Source organism: Pseudomonas sihuiensis (assembly GCF_900106015.1).
GTDB lineage: Bacteria > Pseudomonadota > Gammaproteobacteria > Pseudomonadales > Pseudomonadaceae > Aquipseudomonas > Aquipseudomonas sihuiensis.
In genome coordinates, this window is the sequence record NZ_LT629797.1 from 2,565,992 (window position 1) to 2,589,677 (window position 23,686).

22 protein-coding genes are annotated in these 23,686 nt (G+C 62.4%); 12 read left to right on the forward strand and 10 right to left on the reverse strand.

The features are described from left to right. Positions 1-149 precede the first annotated feature (149 nt). Positions 150-2,027: a methyl-accepting chemotaxis protein gene (locus BLT86_RS12120; RefSeq protein ID WP_017675045.1), complete on the forward strand. Its 1,878-nt coding sequence runs from the start codon at positions 150-152 to the stop codon at positions 2,025-2,027. Between the two features lie 41 nt (positions 2,028-2,068). On the opposite strand, the gene BLT86_RS25935 is transcribed toward BLT86_RS12120, so the two are convergent. Genes BLT86_RS25935 through purU form a run of 3 tightly spaced genes read right to left on the reverse strand, consistent with a single transcriptional unit; the run spans position 2,069 to position 3,581 of the window. Continuing rightward, positions 2,069-2,242: a hypothetical protein gene (locus BLT86_RS25935; RefSeq protein WP_017675046.1), complete on the reverse strand. Its 174-nt coding sequence runs from the start codon at positions 2,240-2,242 to the stop codon at positions 2,069-2,071. Positions 2,243-2,258: 16 nt separating this feature from the next. Next, complete coding sequence (locus BLT86_RS12125; RefSeq protein ID WP_092376967.1) at positions 2,259-2,684, reverse strand: CBS domain-containing protein; 426 nt, start codon at positions 2,682-2,684, stop codon at positions 2,259-2,261. A 45-nt stretch (positions 2,685-2,729) separates the two neighbouring features. Further along, positions 2,730-3,581 carry a formyltetrahydrofolate deformylase gene (gene purU / locus BLT86_RS12130; protein WP_017675048.1) on the reverse strand — a complete coding sequence of 284 codons (852 nt, stop codon included), beginning with the start codon at positions 3,579-3,581 and terminating at the stop codon, positions 2,730-2,732. A 297-nt stretch (positions 3,582-3,878) separates the two neighbouring features. Here purU and mvaT point away from each other — a divergent pair, with 297 nt between their 5' ends. Beyond that, positions 3,879-4,253, forward strand: a complete 375-nt coding sequence (mvaT, locus tag BLT86_RS12135) for a histone-like nucleoid-structuring protein MvaT (protein ID WP_017675049.1) — start codon at positions 3,879-3,881, stop codon at positions 4,251-4,253. Positions 4,254-4,452: 199 nt separating this feature from the next. Here mvaT and sbcB read toward each other — a convergent pair whose 3' ends face one another. Continuing rightward, positions 4,453-5,901 (reverse strand): exodeoxyribonuclease I, encoded by a 1,449-nt coding sequence (gene sbcB / locus BLT86_RS12140; RefSeq protein ID WP_092376971.1) that lies wholly within the window; start codon positions 5,899-5,901, stop codon positions 4,453-4,455. A gap of 184 nt (positions 5,902-6,085) precedes the next feature. Between sbcB and BLT86_RS12145 the strand changes: the two genes are divergently transcribed. The 8 genes from BLT86_RS12145 (at position 6,086) to BLT86_RS12180 (ending at position 14,753) form a co-directional block, all read left to right on the forward strand. Then, complete coding sequence (locus BLT86_RS12145) at positions 6,086-6,844, forward strand: DUF975 family protein (RefSeq protein WP_092376974.1); 759 nt, start codon at positions 6,086-6,088, stop codon at positions 6,842-6,844. 102 nt (positions 6,845-6,946) lie between these two features. Continuing rightward, positions 6,947-7,672, forward strand: a complete 726-nt coding sequence (locus tag BLT86_RS12150; RefSeq protein WP_092376976.1) for an RDD family protein — start codon at positions 6,947-6,949, stop codon at positions 7,670-7,672. After that, on the forward strand, positions 7,669-8,649 hold the full coding sequence (locus BLT86_RS12155; RefSeq protein WP_092376979.1) for a stage II sporulation protein M: 981 nt from the start codon (positions 7,669-7,671) through the stop codon (positions 8,647-8,649). The genes BLT86_RS12150 and BLT86_RS12155 overlap by 4 nt, the downstream gene beginning before the upstream one ends. After that, positions 8,636-10,222 carry a DUF4129 domain-containing protein gene (locus BLT86_RS12160; protein ID WP_092376982.1) on the forward strand — a complete coding sequence of 529 codons (1,587 nt, stop codon included), beginning with the start codon at positions 8,636-8,638 and terminating at the stop codon, positions 10,220-10,222. Before BLT86_RS12155 ends, BLT86_RS12160 begins: the two co-directional genes overlap by 14 nt. Then, complete coding sequence (locus BLT86_RS12165) at positions 10,219-11,409, forward strand: DUF4350 domain-containing protein (protein ID WP_075749121.1); 1,191 nt, start codon at positions 10,219-10,221, stop codon at positions 11,407-11,409. The genes BLT86_RS12160 and BLT86_RS12165 overlap by 4 nt, the downstream gene beginning before the upstream one ends. Next, entirely contained in the window at positions 11,406-12,440 is a 1,035-nt protein-coding gene (locus BLT86_RS12170; RefSeq protein ID WP_092376984.1) for an AAA family ATPase, read from the forward strand. The genes BLT86_RS12165 and BLT86_RS12170 overlap by 4 nt, the downstream gene beginning before the upstream one ends. After that, positions 12,437-13,768, forward strand: coding sequence for a DUF58 domain-containing protein (locus BLT86_RS12175; protein WP_092376987.1), 1,332 nt, complete (start codon positions 12,437-12,439; stop codon positions 13,766-13,768). The genes BLT86_RS12170 and BLT86_RS12175 overlap by 4 nt, the downstream gene beginning before the upstream one ends. Before the next feature lie 403 nt (positions 13,769-14,171). After that, positions 14,172-14,753, forward strand: a complete 582-nt coding sequence (locus tag BLT86_RS12180) for a superoxide dismutase (protein WP_003462535.1) — start codon at positions 14,172-14,174, stop codon at positions 14,751-14,753. A gap of 69 nt (positions 14,754-14,822) precedes the next feature. On the opposite strand, the gene BLT86_RS12185 is transcribed toward BLT86_RS12180, so the two are convergent. Together BLT86_RS12185 and BLT86_RS12190 are read right to left on the reverse strand one after the other, a co-directional pair. Then, positions 14,823-15,467 (reverse strand): hypothetical protein, encoded by a 645-nt coding sequence (locus BLT86_RS12185; protein ID WP_017675059.1) that lies wholly within the window; start codon positions 15,465-15,467, stop codon positions 14,823-14,825. A 2-nt stretch (positions 15,468-15,469) separates the two neighbouring features. Beyond that, entirely contained in the window at positions 15,470-16,765 is a 1,296-nt protein-coding gene (locus BLT86_RS12190) for an ammonium transporter (RefSeq protein ID WP_021490277.1), read from the reverse strand. Positions 16,766-17,069: 304 nt separating this feature from the next. On the opposite strand from BLT86_RS12190, the gene BLT86_RS12195 reads away from it, so the two are divergent. Continuing rightward, on the forward strand, positions 17,070-19,124 hold the full coding sequence (locus BLT86_RS12195) for a putative bifunctional diguanylate cyclase/phosphodiesterase (protein WP_017675061.1): 2,055 nt from the start codon (positions 17,070-17,072) through the stop codon (positions 19,122-19,124). 63 nt (positions 19,125-19,187) lie between these two features. Here the strand turns inward: BLT86_RS12195 and BLT86_RS12200 are convergent, their stop codons facing one another. After that, entirely contained in the window at positions 19,188-20,090 is a 903-nt protein-coding gene (locus tag BLT86_RS12200; RefSeq protein ID WP_092376990.1) for a GIDE domain-containing protein, read from the reverse strand. A 10-nt stretch (positions 20,091-20,100) separates the two neighbouring features. Next, positions 20,101-20,673, reverse strand: a complete 573-nt coding sequence (locus tag BLT86_RS12205; protein WP_017675063.1) for a LemA family protein — start codon at positions 20,671-20,673, stop codon at positions 20,101-20,103. Positions 20,674-20,863: 190 nt separating this feature from the next. Between BLT86_RS12205 and BLT86_RS12210 the strand changes: the two genes are divergently transcribed. After that, the gene (locus BLT86_RS12210; RefSeq protein WP_092376993.1) at positions 20,864-22,201 is read left to right on the forward strand and encodes an imelysin family protein; all 1,338 of its coding nucleotides are present in this window, start codon (positions 20,864-20,866) and stop codon (positions 22,199-22,201) included. Positions 22,202-22,279: 78 nt separating this feature from the next. On the opposite strand, the gene BLT86_RS12215 is transcribed toward BLT86_RS12210, so the two are convergent. Together BLT86_RS12215 and BLT86_RS12220 are read right to left on the reverse strand one after the other, a co-directional pair. Continuing rightward, positions 22,280-23,107, reverse strand: coding sequence for a helix-turn-helix transcriptional regulator (locus tag BLT86_RS12215; protein WP_017675065.1), 828 nt, complete (start codon positions 23,105-23,107; stop codon positions 22,280-22,282). 5 nt (positions 23,108-23,112) lie between these two features. After that, positions 23,113-23,682 carry a GNAT family N-acetyltransferase gene (locus BLT86_RS12220; RefSeq protein WP_017675066.1) on the reverse strand — a complete coding sequence of 190 codons (570 nt, stop codon included), beginning with the start codon at positions 23,680-23,682 and terminating at the stop codon, positions 23,113-23,115. Between the last annotated feature and the right edge of the window lie 4 nt (positions 23,683-23,686).

The following is a 23,686-nucleotide window of genomic DNA, read 5'->3' on the forward strand; positions in this document are numbered from 1 at the left end:
CCCTGGGTTAAAGCTTTACTGCAGTTATACCGATAGAAACAGCAGAACAAATACCCATCCCATCTGCCGCAACAGCCCGCGAAAACGCTCTTACAAGCGCAGCCGTGGAATACAAGACTGGTTCCAGAGCCATCCGGACGCAAGACAACATGAGCAAAAACCTGCAGTTCAGCCACAAGATTCTGCTCGCAGCATCGCTGGTGGTGATAGTCGCCTTCTCCCTGTTCACCCTCTACAACGATTACCTGCAACGCAACGCCATCCGTGAAGACCTGGAAAGCTACCTGCAGGAGATGGGCAATGTGACCGCCAGCAACATCCAGAACTGGCTGTCGGGGCGCATCCTGCTGGTGGAAAGCACAGCGCAGTCGATCAGCAACGACAGCGAGCCGGATCGCGTGGTCAAACTGCTGGAGCAGAAGGCGCTGACCTCTTCATTCGCCTTTACCTATCTGGGCACCGAAAGCGGCGGTTTCACCATGCGCCCGGACGAGCAGATGCCCGCTGACTATGACCCACGTACGCGCCCCTGGTACAAGGACGCCCTGGCCGCTGGCGGCACCACCCTTACCGAGCCTTACGTCGATGCCGCCACCGGTGAGCTGATCATCACCATCGCTACCCCGGCCAGGCCCGCTGGCGTGGTCGGTGGCGACCTCAGCCTGCAGACGCTGGTGAACATCATCAACGCGTTGGATTTCGACGGCATCGGCTACGCCTTCCTGGTCAGCGCCGACGGCAAGGTTCTGGTGCACCCGGACAAGAACCTGGTGATGAAGAACCTCAAGGACATCTATCCGCAGAACACCCCGCGCATCAGCAGTGAATTCAGCGAAGCGCAGCTCGATGGCGACACCCGCATCCTCACCTTCACCCCGGTCAAGGGCCTGCCCTCGGTCAGCTGGCATATCGGCCTGTCGATCGACAAGGCCAAGGCCTATTCCATGCTCACCGAGTTCCGCGCCTCGGCCATCATCGCCACGGTGATCGCCGTGGTGCTGATCATCGCCCTGCTCGGCCTGCTGATCCGAGTGCTGATGCAGCCGCTGACCGCCATGGGCAAGGCCATGGAGGATATTGCCAAGGGCGAGGGCGACCTGACCAAGCGCCTAGCGATCCAGTCCAATGACGAATTCGGCGCCCTGGCGCGCTCGTTCAATCAGTTCGTCGAACGTATCCACAGCTCGATCCGTGAAGTGTCATCGGCCACCGTCCAGGTCAACGAAGTAGCCAAGCTGGTGGTCAATGCCTCCAACTCCTCGATGGTCAACTCCGACGAACAGGCCAGCCGCACCAACAGCGTGGCAGCTGCCATCAATCAGCTCGGCGCGGCTGCACAGGAAATCGCCCGCAACGCCGCCGACGCCTCGAGCCAGGCATCGGATGCCCGCCATCAGGCAGAAGACGGCGGCAAGGTGGTGCAGCAAGCGATCCGTTCGATGAGTGAACTGTCGAACAAGATCAGCGACGCCTGCGCCAAGATCGAGATGCTCAACAGCAAGACCGTGGACATCGGCCAGATCCTTGAGGTGATCAAGAGCATCTCCCAGCAGACCAACCTGCTGGCACTCAACGCCGCCATCGAGGCGGCTCGTGCCGGCGAGGCGGGACGCGGTTTCGCCGTGGTCGCCGATGAGGTGCGCAACCTGGCGCACCGCACCCAGGAGTCGGCGCAGGAAATCGAGAAAATGATCGAGGAACTGCAGGTCGGATCGCGAGAATCGGTCACCACCATGACCGAGAGCCAGCGCTACAGCGAAGAAAGCGTGGACATCGCCAACCAGGCCGGCGAGCGCCTGGGCACGGTGACCGCCCGTATCGGCGAGATCGATGGGATGAACCAGTCGGTGGCCACCGCCACCGAAGAACAGACCTCGGTAATCGAGTCACTGAACATGGACATCATCGAGATCAACACCCTCAACCAGGAGGGCGTGGAAAACCTGCAGGCCACCCTGCGCGCCTGCGGCGATCTGGAGCAACAGGCCGCACGCCTCAAGCAGATGGTCGACAGCTTCCGAATCTGAAACAGCCAGTAACAAGAAGGGCGCCACGGCGCCCTTCTCGATTATCGCTCAGGTTTGTCTTCGGCCTGCTCCTGCAGCTGACGCCACAGTTCGGCGGCATCGGCGAACTCGGTCCCATCCTCTTCGCTCAGCGCATCAGGGTCGTATCGCCTTACACAGCCTTCGCCCAGGGTCGGCGGCGCCTTTGAGGTGGCCTTTTCCAGTGGGTCGGTCATGCCGTTCGAGCCTCCATCAGCTGACTTCCAGGGAGCCCTGCTCGTGCTGGGCAAACTCCTTCACCGCGCGCAACACGTCGCAACGGCTGATCTGCCCCACCAGACGACCGTGCTCGATTACCGGCAAACGCCGCCGCCGTCCCCGCAGAAAACGCTCGGACAACTCGATGATGTCGGCCTCAGGGGTGACCGTCTCCACCTCGGTGGTCATGTAAGTGCTGACTGTCCCGCCGATTGCCTCGTAATAGGCGCCGGAGAGAATGCCACGCAGACAATCACCCTCCGACAGCAGGCCTATCAGGTGGCCTTGGGAATCGACAACCGGCGCACCGGAAATCCGGTGTTCCAGCAATCGATTGATGGCGGTGAACAGATCGGTATCCGACCTGAAGGTCACCAGATAGCGAGTCATGTAGTCGCGCACCTTGATGGACTTGAGCATGGGCGTTCTCCTCTGACGTACATCGAGCCGGCCCACGCAGCAAGATCAGTCGAACACCACCGTCTTGTTGTCGTGCACCAGCACTCGGTCTTCCAAGTGATAGCGTAGCCCACGTGCCAGCACCATCTTCTCCACATCCTTGCCCAGACGCACCATTTCCTCGATATCGTCGCGATGGGTCACGCGCACCACGTCCTGCTCGATGATCGGACCAGCATCCAGCTCCTCGGTGACGTAATGCGAAGTGGCGCCGATCAGCTTCACGCCGCGCAGCGAAGCCTGGTGGTAGGGTTTGGCGCCGACGAACGACGGCAGGAAGCTGTGATGGATGTTGATCACGCGTTGGGCGAATTCGGCGCACAGCGCCGGTGGCAAAATCTGCATGTAGCGCGCCAGGACGATGACGTCGGCCCGATGTTCCTTGACCAGGCGTTCCACCTCGGCGAAGGCCGGGGCCTTGTCCTTGGGATCGACCGGAACATGGAAGTAAGGAATGCCATGCCACTCGACCATGCTACGCAGATCGTCGTGGTTGGCGATCACGCAGGGAATCTCGCAATCGAGTTCATTGCTGTGCCAACGGTGCAACAGATCGGCCAGGCAATGCGACTCACGACTGGCCATCAGCACCACGCGCTTCTTCTGCGCCGAATCGGTGATACGCCACTCCATGGAGAACTCGCGGGCAATAGGCGAGAACGCCTGCTTGAAACCATCCAGATCGAACGGCAGCGAGTCGGCACGGATTTCGTGACGCATGAAGAACCAGCCACTCTGCGTATCGGAGTGGTGACTGGCTTCGGTAATCCAGCCGTTATAGGTCGCGAGGAAATTACTGACTTTGGCAACGATGCCGACGCGGTCAGGGCAGGAGATGACTAATCTGAACGTGCGCATAACTAAAACCCCAATGGCGGCGCAAAAAGTCGGCCATTCTAACGATATGCCGGCAAAACTGCAGCAGCCATGCGCCTGCACAAGCCAGCGACTGAGCGCCCGGCAAGTGCCCTATTTGCGCGCAGCGAAAACTTCATGGCCTAGTTGCAGTAGCCGATTAAATTTAAGCCTGAGCGACACATAGCGTTGCATTGCACTGCAGTTATTTTGTGGCCTGCTGTTTACTTGCTATAAGTGCGTGACTATTATTAGACCACTGTTGACTACCACAGACTTATTCACGCCAAGGTAATGCCCATGTCGCTGATCAACGAATACCGCAACATCGAAGAAAGCATCAAAGAGCTCCAAGAGCGTCTGAAGAACATGTCGCAAGACGACAAGCTGAAGAAAGAGCTGGAATTCGAAGGCAAGCTGCGCACCCTGATGGGCGAATATCAGAAGTCGCTGCGCGACATCATCGCCCTGCTCGACCCTGAAGCCAAAACCGGCAAAGGCGTACGTGCCAGCAAGCCTGTGGCTGCCAAGCGCGCGCGCAAGGTCAAGCAGTACAAGAACCCGCACAGCGGCGAAGTGATCGAAACCAAAGGCGGCAACCACAAGACTCTGAAAGAGTGGAAAGCCAAGTGGGGCGCCGATGTCGTAGAAGGTTGGGCCACTCTGCTGGGCTAATTCCTGAGCGATACCCAAAACGCCAGCCACGCTGGCGTTTTTTATTGCCGATGTTTTTTCAGGCGCAACAGTTTCGAGCAATTGCCTGCATCAGCAATAACGCTGAACGAGCGAAAAGTTCCCGTCCCCTGCATTTTTCTTACAACGCACAGACGAGGCCATCGCCTCTGCGCATCGCTCTGACTGTCTGTTGCCCGCTTTAAACGCCAGCAGGATTCACGGCAAAACGCGCCTGCAGCGCCTGCGCATAGGTCTGCCACTGCTGCAGAAGTTGCAATTGATCGGGGCTGCAGTCCGTGCGCAACTGCTCCAACGCCGCGTGAAATTGCGTCAGGGTATTGGGCGCACCAAACTCTGGATCGCTCAAACGCTGCCGGCAGAACTCTTCCCAGCGTTGAGATTCAGCGGCTGACAGGCTGGCAGGGAAATTACGCGCCCGATAACGAAACAATAACTCTGGCAGTCGCGCATCATCGAACGGCCATTTTTTGTCGTTGGCCAATGCGTCGGGTTGAGCACCACGTACCTGTTCACACAAACGACGGTCACGATCCCCGATAAACCCATCGTAAAGCTGTTGCTCAGGGTCGTTACTGCCTGCAAAGGCCTCTTCACGGTAAATGACCGCTAGTTTGTCCTGCCAAAGCGGTTGTTCATTCTTCAGCGCCTCGACATTGCGCTCACAAGTCGACCAGTCCAGTTGCAGGCGTTGCCGATCCGCCTCGCGCAGCACCGAAAGCGGCGCCACTACCGGGCAGCGATTGATATGCAGCAGCTTCAGCGGCACCGCCAACTCGCCCTCGGCAAGGTCCTCGCGGCGCGTGTAGAGACGACTACGCAGCGTATCGGCATCCAGATTCAGCAAGGGCGACGGATCGGCCTGCAGGTCACAGACGATCAGCGCATTGCGATTGCGCGGATGCCAGGCCAGCGGCAGCACGGGTGCCAGATAATGACGTGCAGCAGAGAAACGTCCGGAAATGTGCAACAGCGGCTGCAGCAGGCGAATCTGATCCAGCACTCGCTGCTTGCTGCGCAGTTGGTAGAGAAAGTCGTAAAGCTTTGGCTGTCGGTCGCGCAGCAGCCGTGCCAGGCCAATGGTGGCGCGCACGTCGGACAACGCATCGTGAGCCTGGCCATGGTCGATACCATTGGCCTGGGTCAGGCGCTCCAGTTTGAGCGACACCCGCCCCTCTTCCTCAGGCCACTCGATGCCCTCGGGACGCAGCGCATAAGCGGTGCGCACCAGATCGATCAGGTCCCAGCGACTGTTGCCGCCCTGCCACTCACGCGCGTAAGGATCGAAGAAGTTGCGATAGAGGCTGTAGCGCGTCACCTCATCATCGAAGCGCAAGCTGTTGTAGCCGGCGCCACAGGTGCCGGGCGCCGAGAGCGCGGCATGCACACGGGTCATGAACTCGCCCTCGTCGAGCCCCAACTGCTGCAGGCGCTGCGGATCAATGCCGGTCACCAGGCAGGCTGCGGGGTGCGGCAGGATGTCGTCGCTGGGGCGGCAGTAGATGTTCAGCACCTCGCCGACCTCGTTCAGCGCCTCATCGGTACGGATACCCGCCACCTGCAGCGGACGGTCACACCGCGGATTGATACCGGTGGTTTCGTAGTCGTACCAGAAGATGCTGGAAGTCATTGGCGGCTCCGTACCGGACGTAAAGTTGCCGGCAGTCTATCATTCACCTCCAGGCTCGCCGCCGCCGGCCAAAGCATGAACCAGCGCACAGCCGTTGCAGCGCCAGGCTCGCTGCACTTGTCGGGCGAGAGCCGTAACCACTAGCATTGCCCAGTTTCCCCACTCTACTTACAAGGATGCAACCATGAGTGACGCGATCATCCCCAATCCCTATGCCGCTCCCACCAGCGACCTGCAACAGACGCCGTCTAACCAGGCACCGAGCATCGAAGAAGCCCTGGCACGCGGCTATGACTTCAGTATCGGCGAACTGCTGAGCGAATCCTGGAGCAAGGTCAAGGGCACCAAAGGCATCATCATCGGTGGCTTTCTGGTGTTCTACGTGGTGCTGCTGGCCGCCACCTTCATCCTCGGCGGTGTCGTCGGCATCTTCGGCGCCCTGAGCGAAAACCTGTTTCTGGTATTCGTCGGCGAGATCCTGATTTCGCTGCTGGCCTCGGCCCTGGCCTACCCCTTCATGGCCGGCATCAACATGGTCGGCATTCGCCGTGCAGCCGACCAGCCGCTGAGCTTCAACGAGATCTTCAGCCACTTCGGGCGCACCGTACCGCTGATCATCACCGCCGTGGTGATGATGCTGCTGATCTACCTCGGCATGATCCTGCTGCTGATCCCCGGTATCTACCTGGCCGTGGCCTATCTATTGGCCATTCCGCTGGTGGTCGAGCGTGGTCTGTCGCCCTGGCAGGCACTGGAAGCCTCGCGCAAGGCCATCACCCAGCACTGGTTCAAGGTCTTCGGCCTGTTCCTGCTGCTCGGTCTGATCGTCATCGTCAGCGCCATCCCGCTGGGTATCGGTCTGGTGTGGAGCATTCCGCTGATGGTCGTGGCCATGGGCGTGCTCTATCGCACCGTCTTTGGCGTGCTGCCTACCGCCCAATAAGGCCAGCCAATAAGTTGACGTGACCCGGGCCAGTTCACTGGCCCGGTTGCGTTCGTGGCCCGCTGCTCGCTAGCATCGGGCTTTCCTTGATGCAGTCCGCCGATGTACTCACGCTCAAGCGCAAGCCTTCCGCTCAACCAGCCTCCCCTGGATACTCGCTACCAGGTCGAAACGCCGGAAGGTATCGATCTGCATCTGCGACCGGCCGGGCTGGTGCCGCGCGCCCTGGCGTTCGCCATCGATCTGGCCATTCGTGGCCTGATCCTGATGGTGATGTTCATTGTTCTCGGCCTGCTCGGTCAGTTCGGCATGGGCCTGGGCACTATCCTGCTGTTTCTCGTGACCTGGTGGTACATGGTGCTGTTCGAGGTGTTCAACCAGGGCCGCTCTCCCGGCAAGCAGATGCTCGGCCTGCGCGTGGTTCACGATGACGGTACGCCAATCGGCTGGGCCGCTTCACTGACGCGCAACCTGCTGCGCTTCGTCGATATCCTGCCGTTCGGCTATACCCTGGGCATTATCAGTTGCCTGAACCACCCGGCGTTCAAGCGCCTCGGCGATATCGCCGCCGGCACCCTGGTGGTCTATCGCGATGCGCCGTTGAGCAAACCGCTGCTCGCCGACGCCGAACCGCTGCCAGCGCCCTTCCCGCTCAGCCTTGACGAACAACGCGCCATTCTCGGTTTTGCCGAACGTGGCAGCCAGCTGTCTGCCGCCCGCAGAGCGGAGCTGGCGGCGCTGCTGGCCGAGCCACTGCAAGTGCCTGTCGAGCAGGCGGAACCGCGCCTCAACGGCATCGCCCGCGGTCTGCTGGGGAGCGCACCGTGAAACAGAGCCTGTTCGAAAGTCGCCATCAGCCGGACTGGGATGCGTTCAACAGTCAGCTCGAGGCGCTCGAGCGCGGCAAGGCCGAAGCGCAAACCTACCAGAGCTTCGCCGCTCGCTACCGCCAGCTCTGCCAGCACCTGGCTTTGGCCCAGGCACGCGGCTACAGCAGCCACCTGATCGATCAACTGCAGCAGTTGGCCATGCGCGGCCACCAGCAGTTCTATCGCCATCGCAGTCACCTCGGCGCGCAGACGATCCGTTTCCTGTTCGGCGGCTTCCCGCGTCTGGTACGCAGCGAATGGCGCAGCCTATGCGTCGCCAGCCTGCTGTTCTTCGGCAGCCTGGCAGTGATGGGACTGCTGACCTATCTCTATCCCGAGCTGATTTTCAGCCTGGTCAGCCCCGACCAGGTCAGCGAAATGGAGCGCATGTACGATCCCGACGCGCGCCGCCTCGGCCGCTTCAGTGAACGCGGTTCGGGCGACGACTGGGTGATGTTCGGCTTCTACATCATGAACAACATCGGCATCGCCTTTCAGACCTTCGCCAGCGGTCTGCTGCTCGGTCTCGGCAGCCTGTTCTTCCTGCTGTTCAATGGCCTGATGATCGGCGCAGTGGCCGGCCACCTGACGCGCATCGGCTATGGCGAGCCCTTCTGGTCCTTCGTCATCGGCCATGGCGCCTTCGAGCTGACCGCCATCGCCCTGGCGGGTGCAGCCGGTTTCAAGCTCGGCTGGGCGCTGCTCGCCCCGGGCCGCCTGCCCCGTGGCGAAGCCTTGCGCCTGGCCGCTGGCAAGGCGATACAGCTGGTGGCCGGGGTGATCCTGTTCCTCCTGCTGGCCGCCTTCATCGAGGCCTTCTGGTCATCCACCACCTTCGCCACCCCGAACATCAAGTACGCCGTCGGTGCCGGGCTCTGGGCGCTGGTGCTGGGTTATCTGCTGCTGGCCGGTCGGAGGCAGCATGCGCCTGACTGAAGCCAGCGTTGCCATCCGCCCGCGCAGCGCCTGGGAAGCCATCGACCTCGGCGTGCTGCTGGCCCGTCGTCACGCCGGCCTGCTGATGGCCAGTTGGGCGCTGGTCACGCTGCCGCTGTTCGCCCTGCTCTGCGCCTTGCTCTGGCAGTATCCGGGCTGGGCCATCTTCGTCTTCTGGTGGCTCAAGCCGGCCTATGAGCGACTGCCGCTCTACATCCTGTCGCAAGCGCTGTTCGGCAACACACCCTCGCTGAGGCAGGCCCTGCGCGCCCTACCGAAACTGCTATGGCCACAATTGCTGGCCAGCCTGACCTGGCGCCGCCTGAGCCCGACGCGCAGCTTCGATCTGCCCGTGCTGCAGCTGGAGGGCCTGGGCGGTCAGGCACGCAGCCAGCGCCTGGTGGTACTCGGTCAGCGCGACAGCGCCGCTGCCACCTGGCTGACGCTGGTGGGCATGCATCTGGAAATTGCCCTGTGGATGGGCCTGGTCGCCCTGTTCTATCTGATGCTGCCACAACAAGTGGAACTGAACTGGACCTGGGAAAGCCTGATCGCCGCCAGCAGCGGCCAGTGGCTGTGGCTGGAACACTTGTCCAACCTGCTTTATGTGTTGCTGCTGATCCTCTGGGAACCGGTCTATGTCGCCTGCGGCTTCACCCTCTACCTCAACCGCCGCACCGCCCTGGAAGCCTGGGATATCGAACTGACCTTCCGCCGCCTGCGCCAGCGCCTGACCGGCAGCGCCTACGCCCTATTGCTCGGTTGCGCCCTGCTGTTGACGCAGCTGCCCAGCGAGGCCTGGGCCGACACAGCGCCAGCCACCAGCGGGGAAGCCAAGCAGGCTGACCCGCAAGGCCCCGACGCGCCGCGCCTGCTCCTGCAGCCACTGAGCAGCCAGGCCGCGCGTGAAAGCATCGAGGCCCTGCTCGACGAACCGCCCTTCCAGCACCGCGAAACCGTCACCCGCTGGCGCCTGGGCGAAGAGAAGCCCGCGGAGGAAACCAAACCGGAAGACATCGAAGCCTTCCTCGACATGCTCAAGAACCTGCTCAAACTCGGCGAATGGTGGAAGAGCCTGGATGTCGTCGCGCAAGTCTTCGAAGCATTGCTGTGGGCGGCGCTGGCCGCGCTGCTGGCCTTCGTCTTGTGGCGCTACCGCGAGTGGCTGCAGGCCTTTGGCGAACGCATCGGTCTGCCGACGCGGCGCCGGCAGGCCGCACCACAGCAGCTGTTCGGGCTCGAACTGGCGCCGGAAACGCTGCCCGACGATGTCGCCAGCGAAGCTGAGCGGCTCTGGGCCGAACAACCGCGCGCTGCACTCGGTCTGCTCTACCGCGCCCTGCTCAGCCGCCTGCTACACGAACACCGCCTGCCCCTGAAGCAGTCGCACACCGAAGGCGAAGTGCTGCACCTGGTCGCCGGCCTCGGGCAGCAAAACCTGGAGGACTACAGTCGTCAGCTTACCCTGCATTGGCAGGCGCTGGCCTATGGTCACCGCCTGCCTGCCGAATCGCTGCGTCAGGGCCTGTGTCAGGGCTGGCGCAGCCTGTTCGGTCAGGAGCGTGCGGCATGAGTCGGCGCGCCGGTTTCATCCTCGCCATCGCCCTGCTGCTGGTACTGGGGCTGATCGCCAGCTACGTGTTGGGCAAACTCGAACCCTATGAAGACGTGATCGAGCACGGCCCGGCCCCCGAGGTTGCCAGCAGCCCTTACCTGGCAGCCGAGCACTTCCTACGCAAACAGGGTATTGCCGCCCGCCGCGCCGAAGGCCTGGATGTGCTCGATGGCCTGCCCAGCGAAGGCCAGACCCTGATGCTGCTGGCCGACCGCGGCAACATGACACCACGTCAGGTCGAGCGCGTGCTGCAATGGACGGCGGGCGGCGGTCACCTGCTGTTCATCGCCGAACGCCTGTGGGACGAAGAGGAAGGCAAGAGCGGCGACCTGCTGCTCGATTTGCTCGGCGTCCAGCAATACATGAGTGACGAGTTGGACGACGAAGAAGCCAGTGAGGCAGAAGCGGAAAACGAGCAGAACGAAGAGCACGAAGCCTACCCGCAACTCACCAAGCTCTACCTGGAGAACGAACAGGCCCCGGCCTACATCGCCTTCGACACCGATTTTCACCTGTACGATGCGCAGAACCGCGCGCACGCCTGGGCCAATAGCGACTCTGCCACGCACCTGCTGCAGCTGTATCACGGCGACGGACTGATCACCGTACTGAGCGACCCGTGGATCTGGCAGAACCGTAATATCAACGAGTACGACCATGCCTGGCTTCTCTGGTACCTGAGCCAGGACAGCGCCGTGACCCTGCTTTACCACGCCGACAGCGATGGTCTGGCGCGCCTGCTGCTGCGCCATTTCCCGCTGGCCTTGCTGGTGCTGGCCCTGCTGATCATCGCCACCTTGTGGCACGTCGGCATGCGTCATGGCCCGCTGCAGGCACCGGCCAGCCGAGCACGGCGCCAGCTCGAGGAACACCTGCGTGGCAGTGCCGACTTCCTGCTCCGCCGCAGCGGCCAGCACAGCCTGCTCAAAGGCCTGCAACAGGACATCAATCGCCGCGCACGGCGCCGCCACCCAGGTTTCGAGAAGCTCGCCGTCGCCGAGCAGTGGCAGGTTCTTGGTCGCCTGACCCGCCTGCCCGCCAAGGACATCAGCCAGGCCATGCGCCCATTGCCGCCGCAGCGCCTATCCGCCAGTGACTTCACCCGCCAGGTCGCCCACCTGCAAACCCTCAGGAATGCCCTATGAGCGAGATCCCCGAGAACGACAACCTGCCGGTGCAGGAACCCCCAGCCGCCACGCCGAGCAACCCGCAAGCGCAGCAGCGCCAGCGTGCCAGCCAGTTGGCCCAGGCCCTGCGCGCCGAGCTGCGCAAGGCCGTGATCGGCCAGAGCGCGGTGATCGACGACGTGCTGACCGCACTGATCGCCGGTGGCCATGTGCTGGTCGAAGGTGTGCCAGGGCTGGGCAAGACCCTGCTGGTGCGCGCGCTGGCGCGCTGCTTTGGCGGCGAGTTCGCACGTATCCAGTTCACCCCGGATCTGATGCCCAGCGATGTCACTGGCCATGCCGTGTACGACATGCAGAGCGAGCAGTTCAAGCTGCGCAAGGGCCCGGTGTTCACCAACCTGCTGCTGGCCGATGAAATCAACCGCGCACCGGCCAAGACCCAGGCCGCCCTGCTGGAAGTGATGCAGGAGCGCCAGGTGACCCTGGAAGGCCGCGCCCTGCCGGTGCAACTGCCGTTCATGGTGCTGGCGACCATGAACCCGATCGAGCAGGAAGGCACCTACCCGCTACCGGAAGCTGAGCTGGACCGCTTCATGCTCAAGCTGCGCATGGATTATCCGCAGCAGGACGAAGAGCTGAACATGGTGCGCCAGGTGACCCGCTCGGCCAAGGCCGACATGCTCGAAGTCAGCCCGCTGCGCACCCTACTGCAAGCCAAGGACGTGTTGGCCCTGCAGAAGATCGCCAGCGATCTGCCACTGGATGATCAGGTGCTCGATTACGCCGTACGCCTGGCCCGCGCCACCCGCAGTTGGCCGGGCCTGGCCATGGGCGCCGGGCCGCGCGCCTCGATCGCCCTGGTGCGCGGCGCCCGTGCCCGCGCGCTGCTGCGTGGCGGCGACTTCGTTGTGCCGGATGACATCAAGAGCTGCGCGCTGGCCGTGCTGCGTCACCGCGTGCGTCTGGCGCCGGAGCTGGATATCGAAGGCCTGTCGGTGGATCAGGTTCTGCAACAGTTGCTCGATCAGGTGCCGGCACCACGCCTATGAAACCTTCGCGCCTGCTCCTCGGGCTGCTCGGCGGCCTGTTCGCCGCTGCCGTGCTGCTCGGCGCCCTGCCCCTGCTCGGCATTCGCCTGACAGACAGCCTGATGCCACTGGCCTGGGGGCTGTTGCTGGCTTTGCTGCTGATTGCCGCCGTCGATGCCTTGTGGCTGCGCCGCCAGGGTTCGCCACGTCTGGAGCGCGTGCTGCCCGGCAACCTGCCGCTGGGACGCTGGAGCGAGGTGCAACTGATCGCCCATCACGACTTCACTCAAACCCAGGAAATCGAGGTCTTCGATCATGTGCCTGAAGGCATGGCTTTCGACGTCCTGCCACAACGCATCACCCTGCACCCCGGCCAGCAGACACGCGTCAGCTATCGCCTCAAGCCACTGATCCGCGGGCATTTCCATTTCGCCCTGTGCGAGCTGAAGCTACCCAGCCCGCTGCGCCTGTGGCAGGCCAAACGCCTGCTGCCGCTCGCCGGCGAAAGCCGCGTCTATCCGGATTTCGCGCGCCTCTATGGCGCCCAGCTCAAGGCCGTGGATGACTGGCTGAGCCAGCTGGGCGTGCGCCAGCGCCCGCGCCGTGGCCTGGGCCTGGAATTTCACCAGCTACGCGAGTTTCGTGATGGCGACACCCTGCGCCAGATCGACTGGAAGGCCACCGCCCGCAAGCGCACACCCATCGCCCGCGAGTACCAGGACGAACGCGACCAGCAGATCGTCTTCCTGCTCGACTGCGGCCGCCGTATGCGCAGCCAGGACGATGAGCTGTCGCACTTCGACCATGCTCTCAACGCCTGCCTGCTGCTCAGCTACGTAGCCCTGCGCCAGGGCGATGCCGTCGGCCTGACAACCTTCGCCGGCAACCAGTCGCGTTACCTCGCGCCGGTCAAGGGCCCTGCGCAATTGAACGTGCTGCTCAACGCCGTTTACGACCTCGACACCAGCCAGCAACCGGCCGACTTCAGCGCCGCTGCCGACTTGCTGCTGGCGCGTCAGCGCCGCCGCTCGCTGGTGGTGCTGGTGACCAACCTGCGCGACGAGGACGATCAGGATCTGCTCGCTGCCGTGCGTCGCCTCTCGCGCCAGCATCGCGTGCTGATCGCCAGCCTGCGCGAGGAAGCGCTGGACCGCCTGCGCCAGACGCCGGTGGAGCAATTCGATCAGGCTCTGGCCTACTGCGGCACGCTGGACTACCTCAATGCCCGCGCCGACCTGCACGAACGTCTGGCCGCCCATGAAGTACCGGTGCTCGACGCCCGCCCTGGCGAACTGGGCCCGGAACTGGTGAGCAGTTATCTAGCCTGGAAAAAAGCCGGCGCGCTTTAACAGGCCGTTGAAAAACTACCTGCGTTGGCAATACTGCGTTAAAAACGACCTCGCGTGCGAGCCCAGTCAAAATACTCATTTACAGCACGTAAACTGTGCTTTTTCGGTCGTTTTCGCCTTGTCTTGCCTGCCTCGCCTACGTTTTTCAATGGCCTGTTAAGCTCTGTTGGCGTTTCGGCGCGACCGCGCCGAAAGAGGCAACTGCTGGCGTCTGTGCTTGTCGAACCCAATGCTGCAAAGGCCCTGGCACCGGCTTTCCCACACAGATGTTGCGTGGTTATGGCCGTGGTCGGGTGCTATGATCCCGAGTCTGCGGCGCAAAGAGTACAAACTCGACGCCGCCTATAGGCCGCCCGTGATCGGCCTTGCGCATACCGCACACGACCTGAGTAGGAGATAGACCATGGCTTTTGAATTGCCGCCGCTGCCTTACGAAAAGAATGCCCTCGAGCCGCACATTTCCGCCGAGACCCTCGAATTCCACCACGACAAGCACCACAACACCTACGTCGTGAACCTGAACAACCTGGTGCCGGGCACCGAGTTCGAAGGCAAGAGCCTGGAAGAGATCGTCAAGACTTCCTCGGGCGGCATCTTCAACAACGCCGCTCAGGTGTGGAACCACACCTTCTACTGGAACTGCCTGTCGCCGAACGGCGGTGGCCAGCCGACCGGCGCCCTGGCTGATGCCATCAACGCGGCCTTCGGTTCCTTCGACAAGTTCAAGGAAGAGTTCAGCAAGGTTTCCATCGGCACCTTCGGTTCCGGCTGGGGCTGGCTGGTGAAGAAAGCTGACGGTTCCCTGGCCCTGGCCAGCACCATCGGCGCCGGCTGCCCGCTGACCAGCGGCGACACTCCGCTGCTGACCTGCGACGTGTGGGAACACGCCTACTACATCGACTACCGCAACCTGCGTCCGAAGTACGTCGAGGCGTTCTGGAACCTGGTGAACTGGGACTTCGTCGCCCAGAACTACGCGGCCTGAATCTCAGCCCCGTAATGCGAAAACCCGGCCTTCAGGCCGGGTTTTTCGTTTCTGCATCAGGCTGCGCAGCTAGAGCAATCTGCGTGGTGAAAACTCCACCCCCTGCTCCTCCACACGGTTGACCGCCTGGCTCAGTACACGGTCGGCACGTACCGGCCCGAGAAACTCGCAGAGCCCGATATAGAGCAGGTTCAGCAGCTTGCGCAGTTGCTCCAGTCCCAGGTTGGCGATACCGTCGCCCCCGCCCTGCTCCAACCAGATACGCAAACGCGTCGACAGCTCCGCGCTCACCCCCATACCGGACAGGTTGCCGGCGGCAAAGCGCCTCAGCGCCGCCTGCTGCGCGCTATCGAGTTGCTCCAGCAAGGCCTGGTTCAGGGCCAGGAAGGTGGTTTGCGCGGCACTATCCGGAGTCGCTACCTGCCGCACGGCCTCATTGCGTCCCTGGCGCCAGGCGGCCAGTTGCTCCTCAGGGTCAGGCAACAGCTGCGAGGGTGGTCCCGTCAGGGCGCCAACCAACTCGCGATACAGGCGTGCGCGTTCGAGCTTGCGCTCGGTACGCAGCACCACCTCGGCGAGAAATTCATTGAGGGCGAACGGCGGTTGCTCGGCGTATTTGTTCTCCCACAGGGCCAGCAGTGGCCAGACCTCTTCATCCGAAAAGTGTCCGGCCAGGCCGGTGTAGATCGCGCGACGGCGCAGGCTCAATCTCATGCTTAGCCCCTCCTCGACCATTGCTCGCTGTCGAAGGTCTGCGTCAGATTGAACTCCGGATAACCGACCTCGGCATGCTCGGCAAAATCCAGCCCGCGCTGCTCATGCTGGGTCGAAACCCGCAACCCCATGGTCTTGGCCAACAGGAAGTAGAACACCAGGGCAACCGGAAAGGCCCAGAGAAAAGCTGCCGCAGCACCCAATGCCTGTACCGCGACACGCTCCCAGTTGAACAGGTCACCCTGATAGAACAGGCCTGCTGCCAGGGTGCCCCAGATGCCGGCGAAACCATGTACGGGGATAGCACCGACCACATCGTCGAGCTGCAGGCGATCGAGCAGACGCATGCCATAGACCACGACGAAACCGGCGACAAGACCGCTGAGCAGGGCGAAACCCGGCGCCATGCTGGCGCAACCGGCGGTGATGCCGACCAGCCCGCCAATCGAGCCGTTCACCGTGGTGGTCAGCAGTACCGGGCTGGCCGTGCTGCGTTGTGCCAGCAGAGCACCGAGCGCACCCGCGACCGCAGCCAGATGCGTGTTCAGGGCGATCAAGCCAAGGCTGCTGCTGACTTCCAGGTTGCTGCCAGCGTTGAAGCCGAACCAGCCCACCCAGAGGATGAAACCGCCCAATGCCACCAGGCCAAGGTTGTGCCCAGGGATCAAGCGTGCCTTGCCATCAGGGGCGAAACGCCCGAGACGCGGGCCCAGCACCAGAATCCCTGCCAGCGCGCACCAGGCACCGATGCTATGCACCACGGTCGAGCCGGCGAAATCGATGAAGCCCAGCTTGGCCAACCACCCCTGACCACCGTACAGACCGCCCCACACCCAGCTGCCGAATATCGGATAGATCACACCGCTGATCAGTACCGCGCCAATCAGATAGGCGCCATACCGCGTGCGTTCGGCCATGGCACCACTGGCGATGGTCGCAGCGGTGGCGGCGAACATCATCTGGAACAGCAGGAAGGTGTAATCCCAAGGCTCGCCGTCATTCAGCGCGAAGTGACTCATGCCGAACCAGCCAGTGACATTGGCACCGAACATCAGGCCGAAGCCGAACAGCCAGAACACGATGCCGCCAACGCAGCAGTCCATGTAGTTCTTCATCATCACGTTGACCGCGTTCTTGGCCCGCGACATGCCGCTCTCCAACAGGGCGAAACCCGCCTGCATGAAGAACACCAGCACGCTGGCCAACACCAGCCAGGCCGTATTGGCGGCCTCTTCGCTGGCGGCATGGGCCTGTGGGGCAAAGCTGACAGCGACGAGCAACAGCACGAGCGTTTTCATCACGAATCCCCTCCCGGTCGATGCCCGGCCTTCGCAACTCTTGTGCCAGCGGCCAAGCAAACGGCATGTGGCGCGTCACAGGGCGTAACAACGACGGACGGTCAATATGACCAAAGGTGTTCAAGTACGGCGCAATCGCACCGACACAGAGCAGTGAGTCGGCCTCCAAGCGGCGATTCGCACCAGGAGCGTTCCTTGTGGGATAAATAGTGCCACCAGGCATGATGGCCCTTTGACGGCCAGGCCTAGATTGCCAATACTCTCGTCTGACTGACGCTGTAAGCATCGACATAAGGAATTGCCTTTGAAGCTGGAATTGAAAAACAGCTTGTCACTCAAGTTGCTCCGCGTGGTGCTGTTGTCAGCACTCGTAGTAGGAGTGGTATTGAGTTGTGCGCAGATTGTCTTCGACGCCTACAAGACACGTCAGGCGGTGGCCAACGATGCCCATCGCATCCTCGGCATGTTCCGCGACCCTTCGACCCAGGCGGTATACAGCCTGGACCGCGAGATGGGCATGCAGGTGATCGAGGGGCTGTTCCAGCACGAATCGGTGCGTCACGCCTCCATCGGCCACCCCAACGAACCCATGCTGGCCGAGCGCACTCGCGATCTGGCACAGATGCCGACTCGCTGGCTGACCGACCCGATTCTCGGTCAGGAGCAGTTGTTCGCCACCAAGCTGGTCGGCCGCGGTCCTTACAGCGAGTATTACGGTGACCTCAACATCACCCTCGATACGGCGCCTTACGGCGAAAGCTTCGTCACCAACTCGGTGATCATCTTCATCTCAGGGGTGCTGCGCGCCATGGCCATGGGCCTGGTGCTCTATCTGGTCTATCACTGGCTGCTGACCAAACCACTGTCGAAGATCATCGAGCACCTTACCAACATCAATCCCGACCGACCCAGCGAACACAAGCTGCCCATGCTCAAGGGCAACGAGAAGAACGAGTTGGGTTTGTGGATCAACACCGCCAACCAGTTGCTGGCCTCCATCGAGCGCAACACCCACCTGCGCCGTGAAGCCGAGAACAGCCTGCTGCGCATGGCTCAGTATGATTTTCTTACCGGCCTGCCCAACCGTCAGCAACTGCAACAGCAGCTCGATCAGATTCTCGAAGATGCCGGCCGTCTTCAGCGTCGCGTTGCCGTGCTCTGCGTCGGCCTGGATGACTTCAAGGGCATCAACGAACAATTCAGTTACCAGAGCGGCGACCAGTTGCTGCTCGCACTGTCCGACCGCCTGCGCAGCCATAGCGGCCGCCTCGGCGCACTGGCCCGTTTGGGCGGTGACCAGTTCGCCCTGGTTCAAGCCGATATCGAACAACCCTACGAAGCCGCCGAACTGGCGCAGAGCGTACTCGACGACCTGGAGCTGCCCTTCCTGCTCGATCAGCACGAAGTGCGCCTGCGCGCCACGATCGGCATCACCCTGTTCCCGGAAGATGGCGACAGCACCGAGAAGCTGCTGCAGAAAGCCGAACAGACCATGACCCTGGCCAAGAGTCGTTCGCGCAATCGCTACCAGTTCTACATCGCCAGCGTCGACAGCGAGATGCGGCGCCGCCGTGAGCTGGAAAAGGATCTGCGCGATGCCCTGGCGCAGAACCAGCTGCACCTGGTCTACCAGCCCCAGATAGACTACCGCGACCACCGCGTGGTCGGCGTCGAAGCGCTGCTGCGCTGGCAGCACCCGCAACATGGTTTCGTCGCACCGGACTTGTTCATCCCGCTGGCCGAGCAGAACGGCACCATCATTCCCATCGGTGAATGGATTCTCGACCAGACCTGCCGCCAGCTGCGCGAATGGCATGACCAGGGCTTCAGCGATCTGCGCATGGCAATCAACCTGTCTACCGTGCAGTTGCACCACGCCGAGCTGCCGCGCGTGGTCAACAATCTGATGCAGGTCTACCGCCTGCCACCCAAAAGCCTGGAGCTGGAAGTCACTGAGACCGGCCTGATGGAAGACATCAGCACCGCCGCCCAGCATCTGCTCAGCCTACGCCGCTCCGGCGCACTGATCGCCATCGACGACTTCGGTACCGGTTATTCCTCGCTGAGCTATCTGAAAAGTCTGCCGCTGGACAAGATCAAGATCGACAAGAGCTTCGTCCAAGACCTGCTCGAAGACGAAGACGACGCCACCATCGTTCGCGCTATCATCCAGCTGGGCAAGAGCCTGGGCATGCAAGTCATCGCCGAAGGCGTGGAAACCGCCGAGCAGGAGGCCTACATCATCGCCCAGGGCTGCCATGAGGGTCAGGGCTACCTCTACAGCAAACCGCTGCCAGCGCGCGAGTTGACGCTGTTCCTCAAGCAATCGCGGCGCCTGAGCTCAGCCGCGACGCTCTAAACGTCACCCATAAAAAACGCCGCGATCAGTCGCGGCGTTTTCGTTCGAGCCCGCAAAACCAACTCACCAGTGCTGCACACCCAGCAGCCAGGCCGTGGCCAATGCACCGACCACGCACAGTACGGCGCCGCCAGCGGCTTGCCAGTAAAAGCTGCGGGCCAGTTCGTCCTCTCCGCTGTTGGAGAGAATGAACGGCTGGCGCTCACCAGGCTTGGCCATCTGGTGCCGCGCCGGCTCGGAGGCCTTTTGCCGGTGCCGATTCTCGGCTTCCAGTTGCGCCGCCAATCGCACGCGATTCCATTCCTGCTCGTCGAGCTCACCGTTGCCGTCACTGTCGAAACGCCGCAGCAGCCCAACGTAATCGCCCTTCCATTCGCGGATCACTTCGCCCTGAGCGGCATGCCTGTCGAACCCCTGCTGCGCAGCGCCGCGGGTGCGAAAGTCACCAATGGCATACAGCGGCTGGCCGACATGGAAGCGTTCTTCGCTGTAGCGATAGCGCTGGCCGCTGGTGAGAAAGCCGAACAATCCGGTCTTGGCCGGGCCCAGCGGGTGCCGCAGGTTGCCCTCCCAGACGTCACGCACTGCCGCACGAATCTCGGCACCACGCGGGTCGATCAGGCATTCACCGGTGCCATCGACCAGGCGCAACCAGGCGTCACTGGCGCCGCTCTCGATTACCCGCCAGCTGCGCTTCTTGCCGCTGGAGCGATATTCCTCGATACGAAAGCGCCACCACAGGCAGGGTTTGCCAGTCAGTGGGCCACGCAACTGCATGTCTGGCAACGCTTCGAGCACACCATAGAGTTCGACGTAACCCTGCGCCGCCGAGCGGATCTTCGAGGTGGGCGTATCGAGCAGATGGCGCGCCTGCGACCAACCCCGCAGGCACCACCAGGCACCGCCCAGGCAGGCACCGAGGGTGAACGTGAGGGTGAAGAAGCCGAAGGGGTCGACCTGCATCATCGGCAGGTTCTCAGTTGAACAGTGATTTCATGTCTACGTCGGCTTTTTCCGCCTCGCTGAACACCAGCAGTTCGGCAGCCTGGAAGTTGAACAGGCGCGCGATGAGTACATCGGGGAACTGCTCGATGCGCACGTTGTTGAGGTTGACCGCCTCGTTGTACAGCTCGCGGCGGTCGGCGATGCCGTTTTCAAGGCCGCTGATACGCTGCTGCAGATGCTGGAAACTGTCGTTGGCCTTCAGCTCAGGGTAGTTCTCGGCCAGGGCAAAGAGCTGACCGAGGCCCGCGCGCAGACCACTTTCGGCCTTGCCCAGGGCGCCGACATCATGTTGTTCGCGAGCACTGGCAACGGCACTACGCGCTGCAATCACCCGCTCCAGCGTCGAACCTTCGTACTGCATGTACTGCTTGCAGGTTTCAACCAGCTTGGGCAGTTCATCGTGTCGCTGCTTGAGCAGCACGTCGATGTTCGACCAGGCCTTGCTCACGCCATGCTTGAGGCGTACCAGCCCGTTGTACAGCGACACCGCGTAGGCGCCGAGCAGAACGAGGACAACGATGATTATCACGGCGGTCAGGCTCATGCAGTTTTCTCCAGGCAGAACTGCGAATCGGGTGCTGGCATTCTAACGGCAACGAGGCAGCCCGGTAGCGATATCCCGCACAGCGACGAATAATGGCCTTTACACATAATGCGAAACATTTGCATTATGTTGCAGTTTTTCAGGTACCACTGAGTACCGTCCACATTTCGTACATGTAAAGGACCCCGCCATGATTCGTATGCCTCTGGCCTCCGCCAGCCTGCTGGCCATCGCCATTTCCCTCGCTGGCTGTGGCGAAGACAAAGCCCCCGCGACCCAGGCAGCTGCTCCTGCTGCCGCCACCGAGAGCGCGGCGCCAGCCACTGCGGCGAAGGTCGACGAAGCAGCGGCGAAGGCCGTGGTCAACCATTACGCCGATCTGGCCCTGGCGGTGTTCAGTGACGCCGCCAGCACCGGCAAGGCCCTGCAGACTGCCGTCGATGCACTGCTTGCCGATCCCAGCGAAGCGACTCTGAAAGCTGCGCGCGAAGCCTGGCTGGCCGCACGCGTGCCCTACATGCAGACCGAAGTGTTCCGTTTCGGTAACCCGGTGGTCGACGAATGGGAAGGTCAGCTCAACGCCTGGCCGCTGGACGAAGGCCTGATCGACTACGTGGCCGAGGACTACCAGCACGCCCTGGGTAACCCGGGCGCGCAAGCCAACATCATCGCCAACACCGAGATCCAGGTGGGTGAAGACAAGATCGACGTCAGCGAAATCACCGGCGAGCTGCTGGCCAGCCTGAACGAGCTGGGCGGCTCCGAAGCCAACGTTGCCACCGGCTACCACGCCATCGAATTCCTGCTCTGGGGCCAGGACCTCAACGGCACCGAGCCAGGCGCCGGCGAGCGTCCCTACACCGACTACGTGGTGGGTGAAGGCGCTACCGGTGGCCACAACGAGCGCCGCCGCGCCTTCCTCAAGGCGGCTACCGACCTGCTGGTCAGTGACCTGAACGACATGGTCGAGCAGTGGAAAGACGGAGCCGAAGGCAACTACCGCAGCGAGCTGGTCGCCGAGTCGGCCGACAACGGTCTGCGCAAGATGCTGTTCGGCATGGGCAGCCTGTCGCTCGGCGAACTGGCGGGCGAGCGCATGAAGGTCGCTCTGGAAGCCAACTCCACCGAAGACGAGCACGACTGCTTCAGCGACAACACCCACAACTCGCACTTCTACAACGGCAAAGGCATTCGTAACGTCTACCTGGGCGAGTACAAGAAGGTCGACGGCAGCACCCTGACCGGCCCGAGCCTGTCCGAGCTGGTGGCCAAGGCTGACGCCCAGGCCGACGCCACGCTCAAGGCCGACCTGCAGGAAACCGAAGCCAAGCTGCAGGCACTGGTCGACAGCGCCGAGAAGAACAACGTGCACTTCGACCAGCTGATCGCGGAAGGCAATGCCGAAGGCCAGCAACTGGTGCGTGACGCCATCGCTGCCCTGGTCAAGCAGACCGGCGCCATCGAGCAGGCTGCGGGCAAACTGGGCATCAGCGACCTGAACCCGGACACCGCCGATCACGAATTCTGATCAACATAGCGGGCTGAAAAAGCCGGCGCCCCGATAAGGAGCGCCGGCTTTTTCATGCCTGGTCCTTTTTGCCTGCTGTCAGCTCCGGGCCACCGCGCTGCGATATTCGCCAGGGCTCACGCCATAAACCTGCTTGAACTGCCGCGACAAGTGACTCTGATCGGCGAAGCCCAACTGCATCGCCACAGCGACCGCCGTGCAACCCGTCTTTAGCAATGCCCGCGCCTGTTCGAGGCGACGCTGTTTGAGCCAGGCATGCGGCGGCAAGCCGGTCGCGCGGCGAAATACGCGCGCGAAGTGAAAAGGTGAGAGGTTGACCGCAGCCGCCAGTTCCTCCAGCGAGGGCGGCTCGATCAGCCGCTCGGCGAGCATCTGCTTGGCACAAGCCACTGCCCAGGGCTCACGCCCAGGCGCAGGTGGTTCGGCAAGCTGCGCATGGTGCTGAAACAGCAGCAGAATCGCCTCACGCCAGGCCAGTTGCTGCTGCAGCGCCTCAGCACCGCCCTCGAGCAGTTGGTGCAGTTGCAGAAAGGCCGCATGCAAACGTGGATCATGCAGCACGCTGAAGGCAAACGACGGCATGCCAGCCTTGGCCAGGCCCAACTCCTGCAACGCCCCCAGTACCTGGGCGTTGTCGGGATAAAAACCGCGATAGCGCCAGCCGTCTTCGTGCGCCTTGGAGCCGGTGTGCACTTCGTCAGGGTTGATCAGCACCATGCTGCCCTGCGGCGCCAGGTGATCGCAGCCACGGTGGCGAAAGCGCTGGGCGCCATGCTCGATCACGGTGAACACGAACCCTTCATGTACGTGCGGAGCGAAGCGCTGTTCAAGGTAGCGCGCCTGCAACAGCTCGACGCCGCTCAATGCGGAAGCTTGCCAGAAGCGGGTCTGCTCGCGACTGTGCATCAGGCTCAGGCGTTGAAGCCCGCCTCCATGGCTCCACGCAGCGCCGGCCATTCCAGGTCGGTGATGCTGTACAGCACGGTGTCATCGAGTCGGCCATCAGCCAGGCGGCGATGGTTGCGCAGCAACCCTTCACGAACGGCGCCAAGCTTCTCGATGGCGCGTTGCGAACGCAGGTTGCTGGCGGCGGTTTTCAGTTGCACGCGAACCATGCCCCAATTTTCGAAAGCGTGCTTGAGCATCAAGTACTTGATGCTGGTGTTCAACCCGCTGCCATGCTGGCCGCGGTCGAGCCAGGTCCAGCCGATTTCACAGGCCGGCAGGGTGTTCATGAAGTCGGCGAAGCGGGTGGTGCCTACCAACTCGTCACCCAGACGAATGACGAACGGCAGTGCCCGCTGCTCGCGCATATCGGCCAGGGCGCTGCGGTACCAGTCCAGTCGCTGGGTGCCGCTCATGTACAGCAGCTCCTCGCGGTTGGCTTCGGCCAGCGCCACCAGCGCGGGGATATCCGCGTCAGAGAGCGGTTCCAGGCGCAGAGCGCCACGTTGCAAAGTCACCAGCTGCGGCTTGAACATAGAG